The following is a 23,044-nucleotide window of genomic DNA, read 5'->3' as shown; positions in this document are numbered from 1 at the left end:
GTCGGCGGTTCGGTAAACAACACGAACTGCACACGGGTCAACGCCGAGCCCTGCCAGGGCCCATGTGCTCCCCTCGAACGACATGGCAGGGGTGGGGGACCCAGGAAGTTGGGTCTCGACCGTGAGTGGCCGAGACTCTGGGGTGAAGTCCGCGGGAGCGGACCGGGCTATGAATCCCAGCCCGAACCCGACAGCTAACTTCACAGGCGTCGGGAGACAACCATGCCCGTCACAGCCCGACGGACGTCGCTTTCGCGCGCCGTCAACGCTGAATCCAGTACAGACCGGCCCACCGGCCGGACCATTGCGAGGCACCGCAAGTCCAGCAAGTCCAGCAGGTCCGGTGCGCCTCGCGCCGCAGCCGCCGTCCTCTCGGTCGGCCTCGCTGTCGGTGGTGGAGCCGCGCTGAGCCTCAGCACCACCCCGGCGACCGCGTCCGCGGCCACCATGACCGCCGCTCAGCAGCGCGGTCACACGAGCATCCCGAGCCGGCCTCTGCTCCGGCTGGGTGACTCCGGCCCGACCGTGAAGTACGTCCAGAAGGCCCTGCACCTGGGTCCGGACGGCTACTTCGGCACCAGCACCGTCCGGGTGCTGAAGAAGTTCCAGACGTCCTGGGGCCTCAAGGCCACCGGCTACACGGACAAGAAGACCTGGGGCCGGCTGACCTGGGCCGCGAAGCACAAGGTGCTGTACGGCAACCATGGTGCGAGCTCTGCCTCGGCCGGCGTCGGCACGTTCCGGGCCAAGGTGCTCAAGGAAGCAGCCAAGCTCAAGGGCACGCCGTACCGCTACGGTGGCACCAGCACCAGCGGCTTCGACTGCTCCGGTTACACCGGCTACGTCTACAAGTACGCCGGGCACAAGCTGCCCCGCACGGCGCGTGAGCAGTACGCCGCGACCAAGCACATCAGCCGTAGCGCTGCGAAGCCGGGCGATCTGGTGTTCTTCAGCAACGGCGGCGGCGGTGTGTACCACGTCGGCATCTACGCCGGCGGGAACATGCTGTGGCACTCCTCGAGGCCGGGCCGTCCGGTCGCGAAGGCGCAGATCTGGACCAGTAGCGTCGCCTTCGGGCGGATCTGAGTCCTGACCGGCGGGTGCCTTCCCCCCAATGGGCGCCGCCGGTCGTCAGCGTTCTCTCCCCCGGGCACGCTGACATCCGAAACCGATCCGGGCCGTCGCCCCCACCCCTCCGACGGCCCGGGTCGGTTTCCTGTTGTTCACCCCTGCCTCCTACGCTGACCGCTCTTCGAAAGCGGAGGCGTGTGTGAGACGACTGGCCGTGGTGCTCTGGATCCTCGCGGTCGGCGCCACCACCTACGCCTACACACGGGCACTCGTGGAGCGGGCACACGCCACCGGAAAGTCCCAGCTCCATGTCTTCCTCAGCTCCGGTGACGAGCTCTTCATCTGGCATCACGCCCCGAGCTGGTTCTACCCGGCCTTCTGGACCCTCGTGGCCCTCGTGTGCCTCGCCACCGTCCTGTCCTGGCGGAACCAGTCGGCCTAGTCGGTCAGTCGTCCAGGAGTCCGGCCTCGTAGGCCAGGATCGCCACCTGGACGCGGTTGGTCGCGTCCAGCTTCACCAAGGCCCGGGAGACGTGCGCCTTCACGGTGGCCTCGCTCATGAACAGTTTCCGGCCGATGTCGGCGTTCTGCAGGCCGTGGCCGACCTCGACCAGGACCTCCCGCTCGCGCTCGGTGAGCCTGCTGATCCGTTCCTGCGCCGACCGTCGCCGATCGGGGCGCGAGTCCCCGGCGAAGTGCCCGATCAGGCGCCGGGTCACCGCCGGCGAGAGCATCGCGTCCCCGGCCGCCACCACCTTGATCGCCTGCACCAGCTCGCGGGGCGGGGTGTCCTTCAGCAGGAACCCGCTCGCCCCGGCCTGCAACGCCCGGAACACGTAGTCGTCCAGGTCGAAGGTCGTCAGTACGACGATCTTCGGCGGATCCGGCAGCGCCTGCACCTCCCGGGTCGCGGCCAGCCCGTCCAGCCGCGGCATCCGGATGTCCATCAGTACGACGTCGGGCCGGTGCTCCTTGACCATCGCGGCGGCGTCCGCGCCGTCCTCGGCCTCGGCGACCACCTCGAGGTCCTCGTCGGACTCGAGGATCATCTTCAGCCCGGCCCGCACCAGCGCCTCGTCGTCCACGATCAGCAGCCGCGTCATCGTTCTCCTTCGTCCACGAGCACCGGCTCGCTGTCCTGCCGATGGTCGTCCCACGGTATCCACGCCTCGACCTGCCAGCCGCCGTCGGGCGTCGGCCCTGTGGACAACCGTCCGGCGGCCAGCTCGACCCGCTCGCGCAGACCGACCAGCCCGGCGCCGGCACCGGGCAGCAGCGAGCCGGCGGCCACCGGCCGTACGTTCGTCACCCTGACCGTCACGCCCGCTCCCCGAGCACCGTGCACCTGTACGTCGGTCGCGGCGCCGCGGGCATGCTTGTGCACGTTGGTCAGCGACTCCTGGACGACCCGGTAGACCGTCCGGCCGACCGCCACCGGTACGTCGTCCGGCAGCGCACCGTCATACCCGACCGTCACCCCGGCGTCCCGGGACGCCGTGATCAGCCGTTCCAGGTCGGATGCCTTCGGGACCGGGGCAAGGTCGGCACCCGCCACGCTGACGTCGGTCCGCAGTACGCCGAGGACCTCGCGGAGGTCCTCCATCGCCTGTCGTGCGGTCTCGCGGATCAGCCGGGCAGACCCTTCGACCTTGTCGGCGCCGACCGTCGGGTTCACCTCCAGGCCGCCGGCGTGCAGCGCGATCAGCGAGACCTTGTGCGCGAGCACGTCGTGCATCTCCTGCGCGATCCGGGCCCGCTCGCCGAGCCTGGCCTGCTCGCTGCGCAGCTCACGCTCGGCCTCTGCCCGCTCGGCCCGGTCCCGCCAGGACGCCATCAGGTCGCGGCGGGCGCCGACGTACGCACCGATCGCGATCCAGGTGCCGACCAGGAACGGCGCGGTGAAGACCTGCACCCAGATCGATCCCTTGCCACCCCAGCTGTTCAGGACGTAGGCGGCGTACGCCGCGACGCCGAGGACGGCCAGTGCGTAGTCGCGGCGGCGGATCGACAACGTCAGCAGCGCAAGGCCCATCGGGACGAAGATTCCCCCGGTGAGCATCGCGAGGACGGCGATCGCGGTGACGGTCACCGGGAAGCGCCGGCGCCAGAACAGCGCGACCGAGGCGACGATGCCGGCACCCAGCACGTACCAGTCCTTGGGGCTCCAGCCGCCGGAGCCGGACGCGGCCTGCAGGACGATGGTCAGCAGGCTGAAGCCGACGTACAGGATGTCGCGCAGGCGCGGGGCATGCCTGAACCACCAGGCGTACCACCGGCGCAACCGTCGCATTCCGTCACTGTAGTTCGACCGGCGACGCGATCACCTCCCCCTTCCGGGTAGGTTCCGGACCCGGACGGACGACTTTCGTAGGGGGTCGGAGCAGCCGGTCGTCCGATGTGCGGAGGGGGTCGCCGACGGTTGACTCGTTGCCATGATCACCGTCGAGAACCTGACCAAGCGCTACGGCAGCACCACGGCTGTCCAGGACGTCTCGTTCACCGTCCAGCCGGGCAGCATCACCGGCTTCCTCGGGCCGAACGGGGCCGGCAAGTCCACCACGCTGCGGATGCTGACCGGCCTGACGCCGCCGACCTCGGGCACCGCGACCATCAGCGGCAAGCGGTACGTCGAGCTGCCGAACCCGGGGCGGGTCGTCGGGGTCATGCTCGACGCCGCCGCGCAGCACCCGGGCCGCACCGGCCGCGAGACGCTGCTGCTGAACGCGAGCCTGCTCGGGGTGCCGAAGACCCGCGCCGACGAGATGCTCGAGGCGGTCGGACTCAGCCACGCCGCGAAGCGCCGCGTCGGTCAGTACTCGCTCGGTATGCGGCAGCGGCTCGGCATCGCGGCCGCGCTGCTCGGCGACCCCGCCGTACTGATCCTCGACGAGCCCGCGAACGGCATGGACCCGGAGGGCATCCGCTGGATGCGCGGGCTGCTGCAGGACTTCGCCGCCCGCGGCGGCACCGTGATCCTGTCCAGCCACCTGCTCGGTGAGGTCCAGGCGACCGTCGACCGGCTGGTCGTGATCGGCGGCGGCCGGATCGTCGCCAACGGCTCGCTGGACGAGTTGCTGGCCGGCTCCGGCACGCTGGTCCGCGGTCTCGACCCGGCCGGACTCCGTACGGCGCTGACCGCCGCCGGCCTGCAGGTCGACCGGACGCCGGACGGCGCGCTGCGCGTCGACGCCACCGCCGAGCAGGTCGGGCGCGCCGCCGCCGCTGCCGGTCAGATCCTTCTCGAACTCCGCCAGAGCGACGGCGCCGGCCTGGAGGACCTGTTCTTCCAGCTCACCGCCGCACCCGCCGCCGCCTGATCACCGACTTCTTCCGGGAGACCTTCCATGAGCACCGTGACCGATGTCGCGCCGGCGACGAACGCCAAGCACCGCAGCGAGGTGGCGACCAGCCTGCCGCCCGCCCGCGGCCAGTCCTTCCTGAAGCTCGTCACGATCGAGCTCCGCAAGTCCGTCAACACCCGCAGCGGCCGGGTGCTGATCGCCGCGATCCTGCTGATCGCGCTCGCCGCCCTCGCCTGGCAGCTGACCCACCTGCGGACCGGGCCGGCGGGATTCGACTTCTTCCTGAGCGCCGCGATCACCGGCGTGATGCTGCTGCTGCCGGTCATCGGTGTGATGACGATGACGTCGGAGTGGACCCAGCGGACCGCGCTGACCACGTTCACGCTGTCGCCGCGCCGGGTGCGCGTGCAGCTGGCCAAGTTCGTGTCGGCGATCGTGCTGAGCGCGGTCGTGCTGACCGGGGTCGTCGTACTGACCCTCGCGACCACGGCGGTGGCGGGTGCGGCCACCGATCACACCGCGTCGTACGCCGGGCTCGGCGGGCAGCTCGCCGGCGCGTACCTGACGGTCGCGCTGAACGTCGTGATGGGTGCCGCGTTCGGTGCGGTGGTCCCGCAGACCGCGGTCGCGATCCTGATGTACTTCATCGCGCCGACCGCCTGGTCGCTGGCCGGGCCGGCGCTGTTCAAGGACAACGCGAAGTGGCTCGACGTGTTCGGCGCGCTCGGCCGGATCGCGGAGCGGGATCTGCACGGAATGGCCGCGGAGACGCTCACCGCGGTGGGGGTCTGGATCGTCCTGCCGACCATCGTCGGACTGTGGGCAAGCTCACGTCGCGAGGTCAAGTAGCGGGGACCGGACGCGGCGAGGTGGGCCGGTTTGAGGGGATCGGCCCACCTCGCCGATGCTGTGATCCAACCTCTGCGAGGCCCGACGAGGGGGCGGTGCGTGTGTCGATCCGCCGCTCCGGGTATCCTTGAACCACGATTACTGACGACTGATCCGTGGGCGCCACGCAGCGTACCCGGTTGACTTGTGCGAGGGGGTCGACGCTATGGGGCGCGGCCGTGCAAAGGCCAAGCAGACGAAGGTCGCACGCGACCTGAAGTACCGCACCTGGGACACCGACTTGGACCAGCTCAAGCGTGAGCTGTCCGGTGACCAGGGTGGCGACCGTTCTGCGAACGGTGACAACGACGGCGACGGAGACGACGCCGACGACTACCACCCCCGTCGGTAAGCATTAGCCCGGCTGAGCTGCTCAGGCGCCCCTCGTGGGGTGGCTGAGCAGTTCACCGTGCGCCCGACGTGTTCCATCACACCAGCACCACCTGTGGCGGATCAGTAGACCGAGCAGCCCGAGGCGTCGGACGGTTCGATCGGGATCCGCTCGCAGGTGGCGAGGTGCGCTAGTTGGCGTACGTGCCTTCGAGCGTGACGGTGCCGCCTGCGGTTGCGGTGACTTCGCCACACACCCAGGCAGGGATGTCGCGGGACGCCAGCGCCTGGATCGCGGCGCCGGCCGACGACGGGTCCAGGACGGCGACCATGCCGGCGCCCATGTTCAGCGTCTTCTCGAGCTCCGGCAGCGGTACGTCGCCGAGCAGTCCGACGAGCCCGAAGATCGGCTCCGGCGTCCACGTCGACCGGTCGATCCGGACCGACAGCTCGTCCGGGATCACCCGGGCCAGGTTCGCCGCGAACCCGCCGCCGGTGATGTGCGACATCGCATGCAACGGCTTGTCGTCGCCGTCGTTCAGCTCCTGGATCAGCTCCAGGCAATGCTTCGCGTACACGCGGGTCGGCGTCAGCAGCACCTCGCCCAGCGTCGTCCCCAGCTCCGGGACGGTCCGGTCCAGCGTCCACTTGGCCCGGTCGAAGAACACGTGCCGCACCAGGCTGTACCCGTTCGAGTGCAGCCCCGACGACGCCATCGCCAGTACGACGTCGCCCGCGCGCACCCGCTCCGCGCCGAGCACCTCGTCGGCCTCGACCACACCCGTCGCCGCGCCCGCGACGTCGTACTCGTCCGCCTCCAGCAGGCCCGGGTGCTCCGCCGTCTCGCCGCCGACCAGCGCCGTACCGGCCTCGACACACGCCTCGGCGATGCCCTTCACGATCTGCGCGATCGTCTCCGGGACCACCTTGCCGGTGCAGATGTAGTCGGTCATGAACAGCGGCTCCGCGCCGCACACGACCAGGTCGTCGACGACCATCCCGACCAGGTCGAACCCGATCGTGTCGTGCTTGTCCAGCTTCTGCGCGATCGCGACCTTGGTCCCGATCCCGTCCGTCGACGTCGCCAGCAGCGGCCGCCGGTACGACGTCAGCGCGGTCGCGTCGAACAGCCCGGCGAACCCGCCGAGCCCGCCGACCACCTCGGGGCGGGTCGCCTTCGCCACCCACTCCTTCATCAGCTCGACGGCCCGGTCACCGGCCTCGATGTCGACCCCGGCGGCGGCGTAGCTCGCCCCTTCGCTCACTGTTCTGCTCTCCCTGTCACGGCTCGGTACTCCTGGCGGCACCCAGTCTGACGGACCGGCGCACGTGGTCCGGCTTCGGTTCTGGTTACGGGCGGCTGAGCGCGTCGGCGGCGCCGGCACCACCGGACACCGTCGCCAAACCGTCCGCGTCGGTCCGCAGCGGGTCCTCCAGCAGGTGCTTGCCGAGCTGCTCCGGGTCCGGCAGCGCGACCGGGTACACACCGTCGAAACAGGCGCGGCAGAGCCGGTCCATCGGCACCGTGGTCGCCTCGACCAGTCCGTCCAGGCTGATGTACCCGAGCGAGTCGGCGCCGAGCGAGCGGCAGATCTCCTCGGTGTTCAGCCCGTTCGCGATCAGCTCGGCGCGGCTGGCGAAGTCGATACCGTAGAAGCACGGCCACTTCACCGGCGGCGCGGTGATCCGGACGTGGATCTCCTTCGCGCCGGCCTCGCGCAACATCCGGATCACGGCACGCTGGGTGTTGCCGCGGACGATCGTGTCGTCGACGACCACCAGGCGCTTGCCCTCGATCACCTCGCGGAGCGGGTTCAGCTTCAGCCGGATGCCGAGCTGGCGGATCGTCTGGCTCGGCTGGATGAACGTCCGGCCGACGTACGCGTTCTTGACCAGGCCGGAGCCGTACGGGATGCCGGACGCCTCGGCGTACCCGATCGCACCCGGCGTACCGGACTCCGGGGTCGCGATCACCAGGTCGGCCTCGGCCGGGTGCTCCTTGGCGAGCTTGCGGCCGATCTCGACCCGGGTCGAGTAGATCCGCTGACCGGAGATCTGGGTGTCCGGGCGGGCCAGGTACACGAATTCGAACAGGCAGCCCTTCGGGTCCTGCTCGGCGAACTTCGTCGACCGGAGCCCTTCGGCGTCGATCGCGACGATCTCGCCCGGCTCCACCTCACGGATGAAGGACGCGCCGACGATGTCCAGCGCGGCGGTCTCGCTCGCGATCACCCAGCCGCGCTCCAGCCGGCCCAGCACCAGCGGGCGGATGCCCTGCGGGTCGCGAGCGGCGTACAGCGTGTTCTCGTCCATGAAGATCAGGCTGTACGCGCCCTTGACCTTCGGGAGGATCCGGGCCGCGGCCTGCTCGATCGTCAGGTCCGGGTAGCCGGCCAGCATCGAGGTCAGGATGTCGGTGTCGCTCGAGGCGCCGTGCTTGGCGTTCGCCTTCGCGTGGTCGACCTCGGCGTCCAGACCGAGATCCAGATCACCCTCACCGGCGAGACTGGCGGCCAGCTCACTGGTGTTGGTCAGGTTCCCGTTGTGCCCGAGCGCGATCGAGCCGGTCGCCGTACTGCGGAACGTCGGCTGCGCGTTCGCCCAGACACTGGACCCGGTCGTCGAGTACCGGCAGTGACCGATCGCGATATGCCCCCGCAGCGACGCCAGGGTCGCCTCGTCGAAGGCCTGGCTGACCAGCCCCATGTCCTTGTACACGAGAATCTGGCTCCCGTTACTGACCGCGATCCCCGCCGACTCCTGCCCCCGATGCTGCAAGGCGTAGAGCCCGAAGTACGTCAGTTTGGCAACCTCTTCACCCGGCGCCCAGACCCCGAAGACGCCACAAGCGTCCTGCGGACCCAGATCCTGCGGGTCGAGTTCATGAGTAAGCCGACCATCGCCACGAGCCACACCAACAGTCTACGGGACACGACGCAGTGCCCGCTCCAACTACCAGCAGGCCTGGACCAGTTGACAAGCCGGGCTCTCGCTCGTCGCCGACGCGGTCAGTGGGGTGGCGGCAACTGCGAGCAGCGCAACGCCGACTACAGCCAGCAGCTTCTTGATCACACTCTGACCCTTCGAAATAATCCGGAACCGACCTATGTGTCCTCTTTGTCGACGCTGTCTGTATATGGTCGGTTCCGACAAGTTCTGGAGGAGAAAGATCGTGCTCGAGCCGCTGGGGGTGGACGAAGCCACTTTTGCGGTCTATCACGCCCTTCTCAGCCACCCAGACAGTACGCCCGAGCAGATTGCGGCGCTAGTAGACCGTTCGCCCAGTGAGGTGGACGAACTGCTGGACAAGCTTCGAAAGCTCGAACTGCTCGTGCCGACCTGGACCAATCCGGAAGGTGAACACGCAGTCCACCCTCGGGTCGGGCTGACCGGCCTCGCCGAACGGCGCCGCACCGAACTGGGCAAGGCACTCGGTGAGCTGAAAGAAGCCGAAGCGTCCGCCGAGGTCATCGCAGAGCAGTACAACGAACTGTTGACCTCGCGGAGCAGCGGGGATGTCGAGGTGCTCAAGGGCCGCGCGAACGCATCCCGTCGAATCGAAGAGCTCGCACTGAAGGCGAAGGACACATTCTGGGGCCTGGTGCCGGCGCACTTCGACGAATCGCTGCCGAAGTCGGAGCGCTCGCCCGACTTCGAACTGCTGGAACGCGGTCTCAAGATGAAGACGGTGTACCTCCAGAGCATGACCGCCTCGAAACAGGCGGTGGAGTACGCCGAGACGATGCACAGACTGGGCGGCGAGGTTCGAGTGACGCCGACGCTGCCGATGCGCCTCCTTCTCTTTGACCGGGAGATCGCGATGATGCCGATGGACCCGGAGAACCCGACTGCCGGCGCGGTAATCCACCGCACACCGGCTGTTGTCGCCATGGCCCTCGCGCTGTTCGACGCCTATTGGTCTCGCGCCGCGGAACTGTTCGACCCGGACGACCGCGACGACGAGACGCCGCTGACACCCCACGAGTCCGAAGTACTGCGTCTCCTCGCCGGCGGCGCCAAGGATGAGCAAGTCGCCCGTCTCCTCGGCATCTCCCTCCGCACCGCCCGTCGCATCACCGCCAACCTCTCCGAACGCCTAGACGCCGCCAGCCGCTTCGAACTCGGAGTAGCCGCGGCCAAACGCGGCTGGGTCTGACGCCGTAGTTCGACTCCTCGGCCCTGACGGAAGACCTACTCGCGGTCTACCGGACCTTGCTGCAGCGGCCGGAGCTCGGGCGTGCGACCCGGCTGAACGAACTGGCCGCCGAGCTCCGACAGACCGAGGACGAGACCTCCCAGCAGCTGCAGCGCCTGCGCGACCTCGGGTTTGTCGTACAGAGCTGGGTCGAGGGCGTCGAGTATCCACTGGACCCAGCGCTGATCTTCAGCCGCCTTGCCGAAAGCCGTCAGCAGGAAATCGACGTACTGAGCGAGCAACTCCGCTCGGACCGACTCGCCGCGAACCGGTTCACCGCCGACCTAGCGAACTTCCTGGTGCAGCGAAGAAGCGGCGATGTCGAGATCCTCGAGGGGCGTGAAATCGCCAACCAGAGAATGTAAAGGTTCCGGCCAGAGAAATCTGGGGATTGGTGCGGGATGCGCCTACAACCAACTGGAATCCCGACACGTTTACCGACCGGCCACATCTTGAGCGCGGTATAGAGCTTCGGTACGTCTATCCAGAATCGTACTGGAAGCGACCAGGGATACCTGAGATCTTGAAATTTATCGTGGGCCTCGGTGGAAAGATTCGAGTTGCACCATCGGTTGCGGGTTCGGGCGCCGCAGCAGGGTGGGTGGATGGATGGATTAGCCCCAGTCCCAGGCTCGGGAAAGGGGCGTCGCATGGCAGGACAAGGTGTTCTCCTTGGTGGGGGAAGGGCGAGAGGAATGGGTGCGCCGCCCGGACTCTCGGTACGGACGCACGCAAAACCTCCCGAAGCGGGGCTGTAGACCGAGGTCCGAGGCACTTTCGCCTGCGCGGGCGTCCACCGCTGGTGCGGCCCGGCTCCCTTGCAATGGGCGGCATTTGAGAGGTTCACCCGTCACAGTGCCCCTTCACCAACGGTGTGAGGAGGGTGAACGGGCAATGTGAAAGGTGAACCCCTGACGTCGCGGTCGCTTCGGCGCCACCTCGGCTCCCGGTACGGCCGACCTCCACGAAACTGAAGGTCGTCCGGATGAACGCAGGAAAGCCGCGCCCGGATGGGAGCGCGGCTTTCCGGTACTGAATTGGGCTAGACCGTTTTTAGGGCGGCCAGGAGTTTGGTCAGGGAGTCTCGGGCGTCGCCGAAGAGCAGGGTGGTTCGGGGGTCGTAGAGGAGTTCGTTTTCGATGCCGGCGAAGCCGGGGCGCATGGAGCGTTTGAGGAAGATGACTCGCTGGGCCTCGTCGGCGTTCAGGATCGGCATGCCGTAGATGGGGGCGGACGGGGTGTTGCGGGCGGCGGGGTTGACGACGTCGTTGGCGCCTACGACGAGCACCACGTCCGTCGTCTTGAAGTCGCCGTTGATGTCGTCCATCTCGCGGAGCTGCTCGTACGGGACCTGGGCCTCGGCGAGCAGCACGTTCATGTGGCCCGGCATCCGGCCGGCGACCGGGTGGATCGCGTAGTCGACCTTCACCCCGCGGCTGTGCAGTTCCTCGACCAGGTCGCGCAGGGTGTGCTGCGCCTGCGCGACGGCCAGCCCGTACCCGGGCACGATGATGACCTTGTTCGCGTACCCGAGCAGGATCGCGACATCCTCCGGACCCGCCGAGATCACCGGCCGGTCGGACGCCGTACCAGCGCCGAGCGTCGATCCGCCACGGACGGCGCCGAAGAGGATGTTGAAGACGGACCGCCCCATCGCGTTCGCCATCAGCTTGGTCAGCAACGAACCGGCCGCGCCGACCAGCGTGCCGGCCACCAGCAGCAGCGTGTTGCCGAGGACGTATCCGCCCGCGGCCACCGTCAGACCGGTGAAGGCGTTCAGCAGCGAGATGACGATCGGTACGTCGGCACCGCCGACCGGCAGCACCAGCATCACGCCGATCGCGAGACCGACGAGGCAGAGCAGTACGCCGACCCACACGCGCGGGTCCGACACCAGCCAGACGCCGAGCGCCAGGCCGCCGAGCAGCGACGCGACGAACAGCACCGGCAGGCCCGGGAACGTCACCGGCCGGGTCGTCATCAGCTCCTGCAGCTTGGCGAACGTCACCACCGAACCGGCGAAGCTGATCGCCCCGACCAGGATCGTGAACGCGGTCGCGATCGCCGCGACGGTCGCGTCGGCGGTCACCTCACCGAGCTCGAGCAACGCGACCAGCGCGGCCGCGCCGCCGCCGACACCGTTGAACAAGGCAACGAGCTGCGGCATCTGCGTCATCTGCACGCGCCGGGAGCCGATCACCCCGCCGATCGTGCCGATGATCAGCGCGATCAGGATCGGCGCCAGGTGGTTCGGCTTGTAGGCGGCGAACGTGATCAGCACCGCGAGCACGGCACCGGCGGCGCCGATCAGGTTGCCGGTGCGAGCGCTGCGCGGCGACGACAGGGCCTTCAGCGCGACGATGAAGCAGACCGCGGAGACCAGATAGCCGATCTGGGCCCAGGTGGGGATCACTTGTGCAGCTCCTTCTTGCGAGCCCCCGGACCTTTGAACATCTCCAGCATCCGGTCGGTGACCACGAACCCGCCGACCATGTTGACCGTCGCCAGTACGACGGCCAGCAGCCCGACGATCATCACGATCACCGAGTTGGTGGCGCCGGTGACGATGATGGCGCCGACCAGGATGACGCCGTGGATCGCGTTCGCCCCGGACATCAACGGGGTGTGCAGCGTCGAGGAGACCTTGCTGATCACCTCCACGCCGACGAACGCCGCGAGGACGAAAATCGTCAGCAGCGCAATCGATTCACTCATGCCTGGGGTCCTTCCAGCAGGGCACGGGTCGGCTCGTGCAGCACACTGCCGTCGTGGGTCACGCAGCAGCCGCGGACGATCTCGTCCTCGAAGTCCGGGTCGAAGGCGGCGTTCCGCGTCATCAACCGGATCAGGTTCGCGATGTTCTGGCCGTACAGCCGGGAGGCCGGGCCGGCCATCTGCGACGGCACGTTCGCGCCGCCCCAGACCAGTGCGTCGCCGATCGTCAGTTCGGTACCGGCGACCGAGCCCTCGACGTTGCCGCCCTGCTCGGACGCCAGGTCGACGACCACGGAGCCGGGCTTCATCTGCTCGACCATGGACCGCGTGACCAGCATCGGCGCGGTCCGGCCCGGCACGGCAGCGGTGGTGATCAGGACGTCGGCCGCAGCGACGTACGGCGTCAGCAGATCACGCTGGAGCTGCGCGCGTTCGGGGGTCATCTCGCGGGCGTACCCGCCGGGGCCGTCGAGGGTTCCGAGTTCGAGCTCGATCGGCACGGCGCCCATCGAGGCGATCTCCTCGGCGGCGGCGGTGCGGACGTCGTACGCCTTGACGACGGCGCCGAGGCGCTTGCAGGTGGCGATCGCCTGCAGTCCGGCGACGCCCGCGCCGAGGACCACGACCTGGGCCGGCGGGACGGTACCGGCCGCGGTCATGTTCAGCGGGAAGAACCGCGGCAGCCGTTCGGCGGCGACGATCGCGGCCCGGTACCCGGCGACGAGCGCCTGCGAGGACAGGGCGTCCATCGACTGGGCCCGGGAGATCCGCGGGATCAGCTCCATCGCGAACGCCGTCAGCTTGGCCCGCGTTGCGGTGCGGACCACATCCGGCGGGTTCGTCGGCAGGAACGACATCAGCGCCGTACCGGCGTGCAGCCGCTGCAGGCGTTCGCGCTCCAGCGGCTGTACGGACGCCACGATGGTGGCGGCATGATCGGCACCCCAGGCAACCTCGGCGCCCGCCGCGCGGTACTGGTCGTCGGAGAACAGCGCGCGTTCACCGGCGGCCGGCTCGACCGCGACCTCGTAGCCGAGCTCGATCAGTTTCGCGACATGTTCCGGCACCAGCGCGACCCGGCGCTCGGCCGGTCTGGTCTCCCGTACGACTGCGATCTTCACTCGCCGAAACCTATGCCAAACACTGGGTCGCCGGAAAGCCCGGTCACGCCTGGTTTGCGAGGTTCTGCAGCAACAGGGCCTCCGCGAGGCAGACCTTGCGGAACTCGGCGAGGTGCAGGCCCTCGTCGATGCCGTGTGCGCGGGTGTCCGGATCCTCGACGCCGGTGACCAGGATGGCCGCCGCCGGGAAGGCCTGCTGGAACTCCGCGATGAACGGGATCGAGCCGCCCATGCCCATGTCCACCGGCTCCACGCCCCAGGCTTCCTGGAACGCCGAGCGGGCCGCCTCGTAGCCGGCGCCGCGGGCGTTCACGCTGCACGGCTGGCCGGTCTGGCCCTCGGTCACGGTGACCTGCGCACCCCACGGCGCATTGTTCTCCAGGTGGTCACGCAGCGCGGCGCTCGCCTTCACGGCGTCGTCACCTGGAGCGACCCGCAGGCTGACCTTCGCCCGCGCGACCGGCACCAGCGTGTTGCTGGCCTCGGCCACCGACGGTGCGTCGATGCCGACCACGGCGACCGCCGGCCGCGTCCACAGCCGGTCGACGAGCGAACCCGAGCCGGTCAGCCGGACGGAGTCCAGTACCGACGACTCGGCGCGCAGCCGGTCCTCCGGGTAGACGACGTCCGCGGCGCGCGACGCGTGCAGTCCGTCGACCGCGACGTCGCCCTTGTGGTCGTGCAGCGTCGCGAGCAGCCGGCACAGCGCCGACAGCGCGTCCGGGATCGGGCCACCGAAGAGCCCGGAGTGGACGGCGTGCTCGAGCGTTCGAACCTCGACGTACGACTCGACCAGGCCGCGCAGCGACACGGTCAGCGCCGGCGTCCCGACCTCCCAGTTGCCGGAGTCGGCGATCACGATCGCGTCCGCGGCGAGCTCGTCGGCGTACTCGTCGAGCAGTTGCAGCAGGGTCGGCGAGCCGATCTCCTCCTCACCCTCGACGAACACCGTCACGCCCACCGGCAGATCGTTGCCGAAGGCCCGTACGGCGGCCAGGTGCGCGGCGATCCCGGCCTTGTCGTCGGCGGCGCCGCGTCCGTACAGCCGGTCGTCGCGCTCGGTCGGCTCGAACGGCTCGGACGTCCACTGGTCGACCGGGCCGGTCGGCTGCACATCGTGATGGGCATACAGCAGTACGGTCGGCTTCCCGGCCGGGGCCGGCTTCTTCGCGATCACCGCCGGCGCACCGTCACCCGCGCGGACGATCTTGACCATGAAGCCCTCGGCCTCGAACAACGCCGCGGTCGCCTCGGCGGACCGCTGGACGTCGGCCGCACGGGCCGGTTCGTAACTGACCGACGGGATCCGGATGAGGTCCTCGAGGTCGGCACGGACGCTGGGCAGAACGCGGTCGATCGCCGCGGACAGATCGGTCATGCGACAACCGTACGGCGTCCGTGTCGTCGATCTCGTCGCTGGTGCTCTAGGAGGTCTTGTACTGCACCGAGTCCAGGACGTCCGTCCGGGTGTTCGCGTCGGACGCCCGGACCTGGATGTGCATCTGTACGTCGCCGACCTGCCGGTACTGCTCGACGACCGCCGGGCCGGCGCCGCAGGTCAGCTGGAAGGTCGCGGTGCCGTTCCGCACGTCTTGACCGCTCACGGTGCATCCGTCGGGCGGAGTGACGGTTCGTGGCAGCGTGCTCGCCCGCACCAGCCCGACGAAGACGCCCTCGACCCTCGCGTTGCTCTGCCAGGCCCTGGTGTTCGAGCTGACCAGCAGCGACTGCGAACCGCTGTCGATCGCCTTCTGCCCCCACGACCGCGGAACCTCCACGGAGAAGGGCAAATCCGTCACCTTCACCGGCCGGGTCAGGACGTACTCGTACCCGCCGTACCCACCGCCCGCGGCCAGCAGCACCGCGGCCAGCGCGGTGATCACACCGGCCCGCCTGCGCCTCGGCCTCGCCGCGACCGTCCGCTCGTTGGCGCTGGACAACGCGGTCGCCTGGTCGACCGGGGCGGTTGTCCCGGTCGGCGCGGGCATCTCCGCGGCCGGCACCAGCCGCGCCGGGACCTTGCCGGTGGTGTGGGCCTCGCGCAGCGCGTCGAGGAAGCTGTCCAGGTCCGGCCAGCGCTGATCCCGGTCCGGCTCGAGGGCACGCCGTACGACGACGTCGATCGCGTCCGGGACGTCCGCGCGCAGGGTGGTCATCGAGGGCGGCGGCTTCTCGATCTGCATCACCGCGCCGAGCGTGGCGACACCGTGCGGCGCCTGGCCGGTGAACGCGGCGTAGGCGACGGCGCCGAGCGAGTAGAGGTCGGCGCGGTGGTCGAGGCGTTCGCCCATCACCTGCTCCGGGGCGACGTACGCCGGAGTGCCGCCGGGCATGGTGATCCGCGACACCTCGGCCAGCGACTTGCCCAGCCCGAGGTCGGACAGCATCGCGCGGTCGCCGTTCGGCCCGGAGCGGAACAGCACGTTGGCCGGCTTCACGTCCCGGTGCAGGACGCCGCGGGCGTGCAGGTGCTTGAGGCCGCGGCCGACCTGGGTGATGATCCGGACCGCCTCGCCGAGCTCGAGCGGGCCGGCCTTGATCCGGTCCGCGAGCGTGCCGCCGTCGGCGTACGTGAGGACCATGAACGGGCGGCCGTCGTCGGCCTCGCCGATGTCGTGCACCCCGACGACGTACAGCGAGTCGACCTTGCGCAGGAACCGGCCCTCGGCCAGGAACCGCCGGCGGACGTCCTCGTCCTCGACCCAGTTCTCGGACAGGATCTTGACCGCGACCTCGGCGTCGAGCTGCTCGTCCCGGGCCAGCCAGACGGTCGCGAAACCTCCGGCACCCACCCGGCGGACCAGGGAGTACCGGCCGATCCGGTCAGGCTGGTCCATGGCGCAATTATGCTCGATCTGACCTGCGACCCGTTCGCGGGAGTGAACAAAGCGGCATTTCCGGGCGTCACAGTCCCCGACAGCGGGGGGCTGCCTCCCGCTCCGACCGTGGTCCGCCGCACGGTCCGTACCGACCGTGACCTGACCATGACTGTGCAAGGAGATCGCCGAATGCGAGTGCAGAACGGCCGCTTGGCCGCCCTCGTCGCAGCCGTCGCCGTGGCCGCCGTGACAGGCGGCGGAGCGCTCGCGTACCGCCAGGGGCCGCAAGCCAACGCGGAGGGCTCCGTAGCCGCCCCGCTGTCGACGGCGGCCAGCGCCCAGACGCCATCCAGCGGTACGCCGAAGCCGACGGCGGCCCGGTCAGAGGCCACCAGCACGCCGAAACCGACGGCGCCCCCGTCGCAGACCACCGCCACGCCCACGAGCCTGCCGACGACCAGGATCGACCTGAAGACGCTCGCCCAGGGCCGGGAACCGCAGGTCGCGTACCTGTACGGCCGCAAGGTCCTCGGCGGCGCCGGCAGCGACATCACGATCCCCGGCACCATGGACATCCAGCAGGTCGCCCGGCTCGGTATCACGTCGCTCGCCGTCGTCACCAAGGGCTCCGGCAACGAGCTGCTCACGTTCGACGACAACGGCAAGATCATCCGCCACACCCCGGACGTCACCCAGATCTTCGCCACCGACGACGGGACCGCCGCGGCGTACCTGGGCACCAAGCTGAAGTCCACCGGCGAACCGACCGGCGGCGCTACCGTGTACGCCGAGGACGCCAAGACCCAGAACGTCCAGCAGGTCCAGATCCCCGGCGTCTGGAACACCATGCTGCGCGGCTACACGAACGGGACGGTGTACTTCGACGCGTCGACGACACGGAACGGCACCACCACCCTCTACCAGTGGACGCCCGGCGACTCGAAGGCCACCCCGCTCAAGGCGATCCCCTCCGCGATGGCCGTATCGAGCGTCGACACGGCCGGCTCGATCACAACCCAGGCGAACCAGAACAGCTGCAGTAACCTGCTCACCGTCCCGGCCGGGAAGCGGCTCTGGCGCACGTGCGACTACATCATCGCGGGCTTCACCCCCGACGCCGCCACTGTGATCGCAGGCCCCATGTACGAGGACGGCTACGGCCAGGGCATCGCGGCCGCGCTGAACGCCAAGAACGGCAGCCTGATCCACGAGTGGAGCGGCGTCTTCCGCCAGGCAGTCCCCGAGGACGACCAGCACCTCCTACTGCTCGCCGACGACGGCGCGGGCACCCCGGCCGCCATCGTCCGCTGCACCATCACCACCGGCACCTGCGAACTCGCGACCCCCCTCACCAAGGCCGGCCTGCAGATCGGCGCTTGATGTGACGACTCCACCCGCGCGCCCCGCCATCGGCCGCCGGCGCCGATCGCGATGTCGTCCGACGGGCAGCTGGTCGCGTCGAATCCCACGGCCGAGGGCGGTCAGTGCAGCACGGTCGTCGAAACCTCAGGCGCCAAGAAGCGGTTCCGGACCTGCGACTACGGGGTCACCGGAATCACGCCGGACGGAGCGGTCGCGATCGGCGTTCCGACGTACGGCGAAGGCTGCAGCAACATCGTGACCGCGCTGGACGCCCGGACCGCGGCCGTGATCCGGCAGTGGAGCGGCTGCTTCCACGGAACGGTGGCCGAGGACGACAACCACCTCCTACTGGCGGCGGTCGTGTCCGGCGGCCAGATGGCACCCGCCACCAAGGCCGCAGTTGTCCGATGTGCCATCGACACCGGTGCGTGCGAGCGGGCTACACAGGTCATGACGGCGAAGTCCTTCGAGCTGACCAGCTGATCTGCCCTCAGCAGATCCGTCGGTGCTGCAAGGGATTCGGCAGCAGACTGACGGGATGGAGCGGATTGCTGTGCTTGCTGATGTTCATGGGGTGCTGCCTGCGCTGGAGGCTGTTTTGGGTGAGCCGGAGGTGCAGAGGGCTGATCTTGTGGTGCTGGCTGGGGATATTGCCAGTGGGCCGATGCCTGTGCAGACGTTGGATGTGCTGACAGGGCTGGGCGATCGGGTGGTGTGGGTGCGGGGTAATGCGGACCGGGAGCTGGTGGAGATGGTTCGGGGGACGTATGACGAGGAGCCACCGGATGCGGTGTCTCCCTGGGCCGCGGAGCAGCTGCGGGCGGATCAGGTGGAGTTGCTGGCGGGGCTGCCGTTGACGGTGACGATCGGGGACGTGTTGTTCTGCCACGCCACCCCGCGGGACGACGTGGAGATGGTGCTGGTGGACAGCCCGATCTCCCGGTGGGCGCAGGTGTTCTCGGGGCTGCCGGAGGAGGTCAGGACTGTTGTCTGCGGGCACACGCACATGCCGTACGCGCGGCAGGTCGACCGGCGGCAAGTGGTGAACGCGGGCAGCGTGGGGATGCCGTACGGCGCTCCTGGTCCCACGTGGGCGCACTTGTCCGAGAACGGCGTACAGCTGCGCCACACACCGATTGACGCTGCTAAGGCGGCGGACCGGATCGTCAGCGAGTCGACGTACCCGGGGCGTACCGAGTGGGTCGAGGAGTACCTCCTGCACACGTACTCCGACACGGAGGCGCTGGAGGCGTTCAGGCCGCGTGCGGAGGGCTAAGCGGTTACCGTCATGGGGTGTTCGCGCGCCGGCGGAAGCATTTCGGGACTCCGGCCGACAAGGCGACGTATGCGACCCTGCATACCGCCTCGTTGGCCAGCCCACACCTGCGTGAAGGCCTGACACCTGCCGCGGCCGGTAAGGCCAGCCGCCATCTCCGGGACCTCCTCGGTACGGCGGCCATCGCGATCTGCGACGCATCCGGCGTACTGGCGTGGGACGGCGTCGGCGGCCCCTACGAGAGCAACCACCGCCGCGACGCCAAGGACCTGTCTGCGCCGACGCTGCGCTCAGGCCGTACCGCCGTCCTCGGTGCACACGACGTCGCCTGCGGGGACCCGCAGTGTCCGATCCGTACGGCGGTGGTCGCACCGATCGTCACCGAGGAGCGGGTTGTTGCCGTGCTGGTGGCGTACAGCAACAGCACGTCGGCCGCGCTTGTCAGGGCGACTGACGAGGTCGCCCGCTGGGTTTCCGGACAGGTGGAGCTCGCTGAGCTCAACAAGGAGCGCACCCGCGCGATGGAGGCCGAGCTGCGTGCACTCCGCGCTCAGATCAGCCCGCACTTCATCTACAACGCTCTGGCGGCTATAGCGTCGTTCGTCCGCACAGACCCCGAGCGGGCGCGTGAGCTGCTCCTGGAGTTCGCTGACTTCTCCAGGTACGCACTGCGTCGTGGAGGCGAGTTCACCACGCTCGCGGACGAGCTGCGCAACGTAGAGCGCTACCTGGTCCTGGAGCAGGCCCCGCTTCGGTGAGCGGCTCAAGGTGTCGCTGCAGATCGCTCCTGAGGTGCTGCCGGTGGTCATCCCGTTCCTGGTGGTGCAGCCGCTCGTGGAGAACGCCGTACGGCACGGTCTGGAGGGTACGACGGGGGTCGGCAACATCACGATCCGGGCGCGGGACCGGATCAACGAGGCGGAGATCAGCGTCGAGGACGACGGCGCCGGCAGCGACCCGGAGGTGATCCGGGCGGCGCTGTCCGGCGTGTCCAGCGGCGACTCCGTCGGCCTCGGCAACGTCGACGCCCGGCTCCGCCAGGTGTACGGCGACCCGTACGGCCTGATCGTGGAGACGGCCGTGGACGCCGGCACCAAGGTGACTTTCCGGATCCCCAAATACTCCTCAGGAGTCCACGCGTCCCCTTAGAGTTCGCTCTATGGCCGAGACTGCCCTGCGCGCGCTGGTTGCGGACGACGAGGAGCCTGCGCTGGCCGAGCTGGTGTATCTGCTGGGGCAGGACCCGCGGATCGGGGAGATCCGGACCGCCTCGAACGGGCCGGACGCGTTGAAGATCCTGCAGGCGACCGACCTGGACGTGGTGTTCTGCGACATCAAGATGCCCGGTCTGGACGGCATCGACCTGGCCCGGGTGCTGTCCAAGTTCGCCAGCCGTCCGCAGATCGTGTTCGTGACGGCGTACGACGAGCACGCGGTGGCGGCGTTCGACCTGGAGGCGACCGACTACGTGATGAAGCCGGTCCGGCAGGAGCGGCTGGCGGAGGCGGTACGCCGGGTCGTCACCCAGGGCGCTCCGGCCGCTCTGCAGACCCCTGACGAGACGGACGACGAGGTGATCCCGGTAGAGCTGGCCGGCATCACCCGGTTCGTACAGCGCTCCACGGTGCGGTACGTCGAGGCACAGGGCGACTACGCGCGCCTGCACACCGGCCAGAACTCCCACCTCGTACGCATCCCACTGAGCACGCTGGAGGAGCGCTGGCGCGACGCGGGCTTCACCCGGATCCACCGGAGCACCCTGGTCGCGCTGCAGCACGTGGACGAGATGCGGGTGGACGGCGGCCGCTGCTCGGTCAGGGTCGGCGACGACTGGCTCCCGGTCAGCCGACGCCACACCCGCGAGCTCCGCGACCTCCTGGTCCGCTCCCGATGAGACGGCTGCTTCGATGAGTACGCCGGACGCACCCAGACGAGTACGTGTCACGAGCCCTAGAGCGAGCGCAGCCCGCCGTCCCCTCACCCCCACAGGCACCAGAGAGATCGACGAGCAAACAAGACTCGGCCAGGTCTATATGCAGTCGCTGGTGCAGTCCCAGCTTCGGCTCACGCTGGCTGTCATCGGCGGCGTACTGCTCGTCCTCGGCAGCATCCCCTTGCTCTTCTGGCTCGTCCCACCGACCCGCACCCTCTCCGTGCTCGGCCTGCCACTGCCCTGGGTCATTCTTGGCATCCTCGTGTACCCCGTGGTGTACATAGCCGCGCGCATCTACGTCCGCAACGCCGAGCGGATCGAAGCGGAGTTCACCGAGTTCGTAGGGCGGCAGTAGTGCCTGCCGCGATCAGCGTGGCCGCGATCGGGCTGGTGGTCGTGGCAACGATCGGCATCGGTCTGTTCGGGCTACGGATCTCACGGACCACCAGTGACTTCTATGTCGCCAGCCGCGCGGTCTCGCCACGCTGGAACGCGTCCGCGATCAGCGGCGAGTACCTGTCCGCCGCGTCGTTCCTAGGCGTCGCGGGACTCGTGCTGGTGAACGGCGCCGACATGCTGTGGTTCTCGGTCGGCTACACCGTCGGCTACCTGATGCTGCTGGTCCTGGTGGCCGCACCCCTGCGCAGGTCCGGCGCGTACACGTTGCCGGACTTCGCCGAGACCCGCTTCGAGTCCGCCGCCGTACGACGGATCTGCGCCGGGCTCGTGGTCGGCATCGGGACGCTCTACCTCCTGCCCCAACTGCAGGGTGCGGGCCTGGCCGTCCAGACCGTGACCGGCGCGCCACCACAGGTCGGGGCCGCGGTCGTCACGGTGATCGTGGTGATCAACGTCGCCGCCGGCGGAATGCGGTCGATCACGTTCGTCCAGGCGTTCCAGTACTGGCTCAAGCTGACCGCGCTCGCCGCGCCGATCTTCGTCATCCTGCTCGTCTGGCACCAGCCGACCGGCGTGCTCGATTCACTGCACGGGGCCGCCGCCGCGTGGGCCGAGCCGCTGTCCCGCGCGGGCGGCCGCGACCACCCGCTGTACGCGACGTACTCGTTGCTCCTGGCCCTTTGTTTCGGGACGATGGGTCTCCCGCACGTCCTGGTCCGCTTCTACACCAACCCCGACGGCCGCGCGGCCCGGCGTACCACGGTGGTCGTTCTGGCGTTGCTCGGCCTGTTCTACCTCTTCCCTCCGATGTACGCCGTACTCGGGCGGACGTTCGCGCCGGACCTGGTGGCCACCGGCGGTGACACCGTCGTACTCGAGCTGCCCGGACGGATTTTCCCTGGTACAGCAGGGGATCTGCTCGGTGCACTCGTCGCGGCGGGCGCGTTCGCGGCGTTCCTGTCGACCTCGTCCGGGCTGACGGTCGCGATCGCCGGAGTGATCGACCAGGACCTGTTGCGGAGCCGGCTGCACCGGTGGACCGGCGGGGACTACGTCGCGGTGAGCAGCTTCCGGATCGCGGCGCTGATCGCGATGATCGTGCCGTACCTGGCGTTCACGGTGACGGGTGCGTTGAGTCTCGCGGACACCGTCGGGCTCGCGTTCGCACTCGCGTCGTCGACGTTCTGCCCGTTGCTGGTGCTGGGGATCTGGTGGCGGCGGATGTCGACGACCGGCGCCGCGGCCGGGTTGGTCGTCGGCGGGATCGCGGCCAGCGCCGCCGCTTTGGTGAACGTGTCCGGCGGGCCGCAGGGCGGTTGGCCGCGGGCACTCGTCGGCCAGCCTGCCGCGTGGACGATGCCGCTCGCGTTCGTCACGGTCATCGTGGTCTCGAAGCTCACCCCCGACCGGATCCCGGCCGGCACGGCGCGCTCGATGGTCCGCCTGCACACGCCCGAGGCGGTCGACGTGGATCGCGGACCTGCGACACTGACCAACCGTGCCGCAGGCTCCCTCCGGCCGCCGCCGCACGCCTGACCGTCGCCGCTCGCCGGAGGTTGTCGAGTGGTGGGCGTCCGCCGCTCGTCGTGCGGTTCCTACCGCTCGTCGCAGCGCAGTGATCCACCGGTCGACT

At 69.3% G+C, this 23,044-nt stretch carries 24 protein-coding genes and 1 riboswitch; of the genes, 15 read left to right on the top strand and 9 right to left on the bottom strand.

Features of this window, described 5'->3' with window-relative positions:
* Positions 1-55: 55 nt before the first annotated feature.
* Positions 56-223, top strand: a riboswitch (cyclic di-AMP (ydaO/yuaA leader).
* Both JOF29_RS27255 and JOF29_RS27250 read left to right on the top strand, forming a co-directional pair.
* Positions 223-1,086 (top strand): C40 family peptidase, encoded by an 864-nt coding sequence (locus JOF29_RS27255; RefSeq protein WP_209697276.1) that lies wholly within the window; start codon positions 223-225, stop codon positions 1,084-1,086. Its footprint overlaps the riboswitch before it by 1 nt.
* 184 nt (positions 1,087-1,270) lie before the next feature.
* On the top strand, positions 1,271-1,513 hold the full coding sequence (locus JOF29_RS27250; protein ID WP_209697275.1) for a hypothetical protein: 243 nt from the start codon (positions 1,271-1,273) through the stop codon (positions 1,511-1,513).
* A 4-nt stretch (positions 1,514-1,517) separates the two neighbouring features.
* On the opposite strand, the gene JOF29_RS27245 is transcribed toward JOF29_RS27250, so the two are convergent.
* The gene (locus JOF29_RS27245; RefSeq protein WP_209697274.1) at positions 1,518-2,174 is read right to left on the bottom strand and encodes a response regulator; all 657 of its coding nucleotides are present in this window, start codon (positions 2,172-2,174) and stop codon (positions 1,518-1,520) included.
* Entirely contained in the window at positions 2,171-3,361 is a 1,191-nt protein-coding gene (locus tag JOF29_RS27240; RefSeq protein WP_209697273.1) for a sensor histidine kinase, read from the bottom strand. Before JOF29_RS27240 ends, JOF29_RS27245 begins: the two co-directional genes overlap by 4 nt.
* A gap of 142 nt (positions 3,362-3,503) precedes the next feature.
* Between JOF29_RS27240 and JOF29_RS27235 the strand changes: the two genes are divergently transcribed.
* The 3 genes from JOF29_RS27235 to JOF29_RS27225 all read left to right on the top strand — a co-directional run bounded on the left by JOF29_RS27235 (position 3,504) and on the right by JOF29_RS27225 (position 5,613).
* Entirely contained in the window at positions 3,504-4,388 is an 885-nt protein-coding gene (locus tag JOF29_RS27235) for an ABC transporter ATP-binding protein (RefSeq protein WP_209697272.1), read from the top strand.
* A gap of 27 nt (positions 4,389-4,415) precedes the next feature.
* A complete protein-coding gene (locus JOF29_RS27230; protein ID WP_209697271.1) occupies positions 4,416-5,222 on the top strand; it encodes an ABC transporter permease in 807 nt (268 codons plus the stop codon).
* Positions 5,223-5,427: 205 nt separating this feature from the next.
* On the top strand, positions 5,428-5,613 hold the full coding sequence (locus JOF29_RS27225) for a DUF3073 domain-containing protein (RefSeq protein ID WP_131293116.1): 186 nt from the start codon (positions 5,428-5,430) through the stop codon (positions 5,611-5,613).
* 169 nt (positions 5,614-5,782) lie between these two features.
* On the opposite strand, the gene purM is transcribed toward JOF29_RS27225, so the two are convergent.
* Complete coding sequence (gene purM / locus JOF29_RS27220; protein ID WP_209697270.1) at positions 5,783-6,856, bottom strand: phosphoribosylformylglycinamidine cyclo-ligase; 1,074 nt, start codon at positions 6,854-6,856, stop codon at positions 5,783-5,785.
* Between the two features lie 85 nt (positions 6,857-6,941).
* The gene (purF, locus tag JOF29_RS27215) at positions 6,942-8,504 is read right to left on the bottom strand and encodes an amidophosphoribosyltransferase (protein ID WP_209697269.1); all 1,563 of its coding nucleotides are present in this window, start codon (positions 8,502-8,504) and stop codon (positions 6,942-6,944) included.
* Positions 8,505-8,727: 223 nt separating this feature from the next.
* On the opposite strand from purF, the gene JOF29_RS27210 reads away from it, so the two are divergent.
* Positions 8,728-9,747, top strand: a complete 1,020-nt coding sequence (locus JOF29_RS27210) for a helix-turn-helix transcriptional regulator (RefSeq protein WP_245359498.1) — start codon at positions 8,728-8,730, stop codon at positions 9,745-9,747.
* 56 nt (positions 9,748-9,803) lie between these two features.
* Positions 9,804-10,151: a hypothetical protein gene (locus JOF29_RS27205; protein WP_209697268.1), complete on the top strand. Its 348-nt coding sequence runs from the start codon at positions 9,804-9,806 to the stop codon at positions 10,149-10,151.
* Between the two features lie 677 nt (positions 10,152-10,828).
* Here JOF29_RS27205 and JOF29_RS27200 read toward each other — a convergent pair.
* The 5 genes from JOF29_RS27200 to JOF29_RS27180 are packed head-to-tail and all read right to left on the bottom strand — an operon-like array spanning position 10,829 to position 16,459.
* Positions 10,829-12,199, bottom strand: a complete 1,371-nt coding sequence (locus tag JOF29_RS27200; RefSeq protein WP_209697267.1) for an NAD(P)(+) transhydrogenase (Re/Si-specific) subunit beta — start codon at positions 12,197-12,199, stop codon at positions 10,829-10,831.
* The gene (locus tag JOF29_RS27195; RefSeq protein ID WP_209697266.1) at positions 12,196-12,501 is read right to left on the bottom strand and encodes an NAD(P) transhydrogenase subunit alpha part 2; all 306 of its coding nucleotides are present in this window, start codon (positions 12,499-12,501) and stop codon (positions 12,196-12,198) included. The genes JOF29_RS27200 and JOF29_RS27195 overlap by 4 nt, the downstream gene beginning before the upstream one ends.
* The gene (locus tag JOF29_RS27190; RefSeq protein ID WP_209697265.1) at positions 12,498-13,622 is read right to left on the bottom strand and encodes an NAD(P) transhydrogenase subunit alpha; all 1,125 of its coding nucleotides are present in this window, start codon (positions 13,620-13,622) and stop codon (positions 12,498-12,500) included. Before JOF29_RS27190 ends, JOF29_RS27195 begins: the two co-directional genes overlap by 4 nt.
* A 43-nt stretch (positions 13,623-13,665) precedes the next feature.
* Positions 13,666-15,000, bottom strand: a complete 1,335-nt coding sequence (locus JOF29_RS27185; RefSeq protein WP_209697264.1) for a dipeptidase — start codon at positions 14,998-15,000, stop codon at positions 13,666-13,668.
* Positions 15,001-15,046: 46 nt separating this feature from the next.
* On the bottom strand, positions 15,047-16,459 hold the full coding sequence (locus tag JOF29_RS27180; protein WP_209697263.1) for a serine/threonine-protein kinase: 1,413 nt from the start codon (positions 16,457-16,459) through the stop codon (positions 15,047-15,049).
* 171 nt (positions 16,460-16,630) lie between these two features.
* Here JOF29_RS27180 and JOF29_RS27175 point away from each other — a divergent pair, with 171 nt between their 5' ends.
* The 8 genes from JOF29_RS27175 (at position 16,631) to JOF29_RS27145 (ending at position 22,947) form a co-directional block, all read left to right on the top strand.
* Positions 16,631-17,821: a hypothetical protein gene (locus tag JOF29_RS27175; RefSeq protein WP_209697262.1), complete on the top strand. Its 1,191-nt coding sequence runs from the start codon at positions 16,631-16,633 to the stop codon at positions 17,819-17,821.
* Positions 17,822-17,872: 51 nt separating this feature from the next.
* Positions 17,873-18,286, top strand: a complete 414-nt coding sequence (locus JOF29_RS27170) for a hypothetical protein (RefSeq protein WP_209697261.1) — start codon at positions 17,873-17,875, stop codon at positions 18,284-18,286.
* Between the two features lie 55 nt (positions 18,287-18,341).
* Entirely contained in the window at positions 18,342-19,079 is a 738-nt protein-coding gene (locus tag JOF29_RS27165; protein ID WP_209697260.1) for a metallophosphoesterase family protein, read from the top strand.
* Positions 19,080-19,096: 17 nt separating this feature from the next.
* Complete coding sequence (locus tag JOF29_RS45555; protein WP_307863725.1) at positions 19,097-19,837, top strand: sensor histidine kinase; 741 nt, start codon at positions 19,097-19,099, stop codon at positions 19,835-19,837.
* A 10-nt stretch (positions 19,838-19,847) separates the two neighbouring features.
* Positions 19,848-20,228 carry a sensor histidine kinase gene (locus JOF29_RS43645; protein ID WP_307863723.1) on the top strand — a complete coding sequence of 127 codons (381 nt, stop codon included), beginning with the start codon at positions 19,848-19,850 and terminating at the stop codon, positions 20,226-20,228.
* A 10-nt stretch (positions 20,229-20,238) separates the two neighbouring features.
* Entirely contained in the window at positions 20,239-20,973 is a 735-nt protein-coding gene (locus JOF29_RS27155; RefSeq protein WP_209697259.1) for a LytR/AlgR family response regulator transcription factor, read from the top strand.
* A 151-nt stretch (positions 20,974-21,124) separates the two neighbouring features.
* Positions 21,125-21,367: a hypothetical protein gene (locus JOF29_RS43640; RefSeq protein WP_245359496.1), complete on the top strand. Its 243-nt coding sequence runs from the start codon at positions 21,125-21,127 to the stop codon at positions 21,365-21,367.
* Positions 21,367-22,947 carry a sodium/solute symporter gene (locus tag JOF29_RS27145; RefSeq protein WP_209697257.1) on the top strand — a complete coding sequence of 527 codons (1,581 nt, stop codon included), beginning with the start codon at positions 21,367-21,369 and terminating at the stop codon, positions 22,945-22,947. Before JOF29_RS43640 ends, JOF29_RS27145 begins: the two co-directional genes overlap by 1 nt.
* The last annotated feature ends 97 nt before the right edge of the window (positions 22,948-23,044 follow it).

The sequence above is a fragment of the Kribbella aluminosa genome (genome assembly GCF_017876295.1).
In the GTDB taxonomy this organism is placed as follows: domain Bacteria; phylum Actinomycetota; class Actinomycetes; order Propionibacteriales; family Kribbellaceae; genus Kribbella; species Kribbella aluminosa.
The sequence above is the reverse complement of the archived record's forward strand: the minus strand, read 5'-3'. Positions and strand labels throughout refer to the sequence as shown.

What these genes read in the sequence shown, in the direction of transcription:
- JOF29_RS27255 (WP_209697276.1), top strand. Translation starts at nt 223, where the DNA reads ATGCCCGTCACAGCCCGACGGACGTCGCTTTCGCGCGCCGTCAACGCT.
- JOF29_RS27245 (WP_209697274.1), bottom strand. Translation starts at nt 2,174, where the DNA reads ATGACGCGGCTGCTGATCGTGGACGACGAGGCGCTGGTGCGGGCCGGG.
- JOF29_RS27240 (WP_209697273.1), bottom strand. Translation starts at nt 3,361, where the DNA reads ATGCGACGGTTGCGCCGGTGGTACGCCTGGTGGTTCAGGCATGCCCCG.
- JOF29_RS27235 (WP_209697272.1), top strand. Translation starts at nt 3,504, where the DNA reads ATGATCACCGTCGAGAACCTGACCAAGCGCTACGGCAGCACCACGGCT.
- JOF29_RS27230 (WP_209697271.1), top strand. Translation starts at nt 4,416, where the DNA reads ATGAGCACCGTGACCGATGTCGCGCCGGCGACGAACGCCAAGCACCGC.
- JOF29_RS27225 (WP_131293116.1), top strand. Translation starts at nt 5,428, where the DNA reads ATGGGGCGCGGCCGTGCAAAGGCCAAGCAGACGAAGGTCGCACGCGAC.
- JOF29_RS27210 (WP_245359498.1), top strand. Translation starts at nt 8,728, where the DNA reads ATGGTCGGTTCCGACAAGTTCTGGAGGAGAAAGATCGTGCTCGAGCCG.
- JOF29_RS27195 (WP_209697266.1), bottom strand. Translation starts at nt 12,501, where the DNA reads ATGAGTGAATCGATTGCGCTGCTGACGATTTTCGTCCTCGCGGCGTTC.
- JOF29_RS27185 (WP_209697264.1), bottom strand. Translation starts at nt 15,000, where the DNA reads ATGACCGATCTGTCCGCGGCGATCGACCGCGTTCTGCCCAGCGTCCGT.
- JOF29_RS27180 (WP_209697263.1), bottom strand. Translation starts at nt 16,459, where the DNA reads ATGGACCAGCCTGACCGGATCGGCCGGTACTCCCTGGTCCGCCGGGTG.
- JOF29_RS27175 (WP_209697262.1), top strand. Translation starts at nt 16,631, where the DNA reads ATGCGAGTGCAGAACGGCCGCTTGGCCGCCCTCGTCGCAGCCGTCGCC.
- JOF29_RS27170 (WP_209697261.1), top strand. Translation starts at nt 17,873, where the DNA reads ATGTCGTCCGACGGGCAGCTGGTCGCGTCGAATCCCACGGCCGAGGGC.
- JOF29_RS27165 (WP_209697260.1), top strand. Translation starts at nt 18,342, where the DNA reads ATGGAGCGGATTGCTGTGCTTGCTGATGTTCATGGGGTGCTGCCTGCG.
- JOF29_RS27155 (WP_209697259.1), top strand. Translation starts at nt 20,239, where the DNA reads ATGGCCGAGACTGCCCTGCGCGCGCTGGTTGCGGACGACGAGGAGCCT.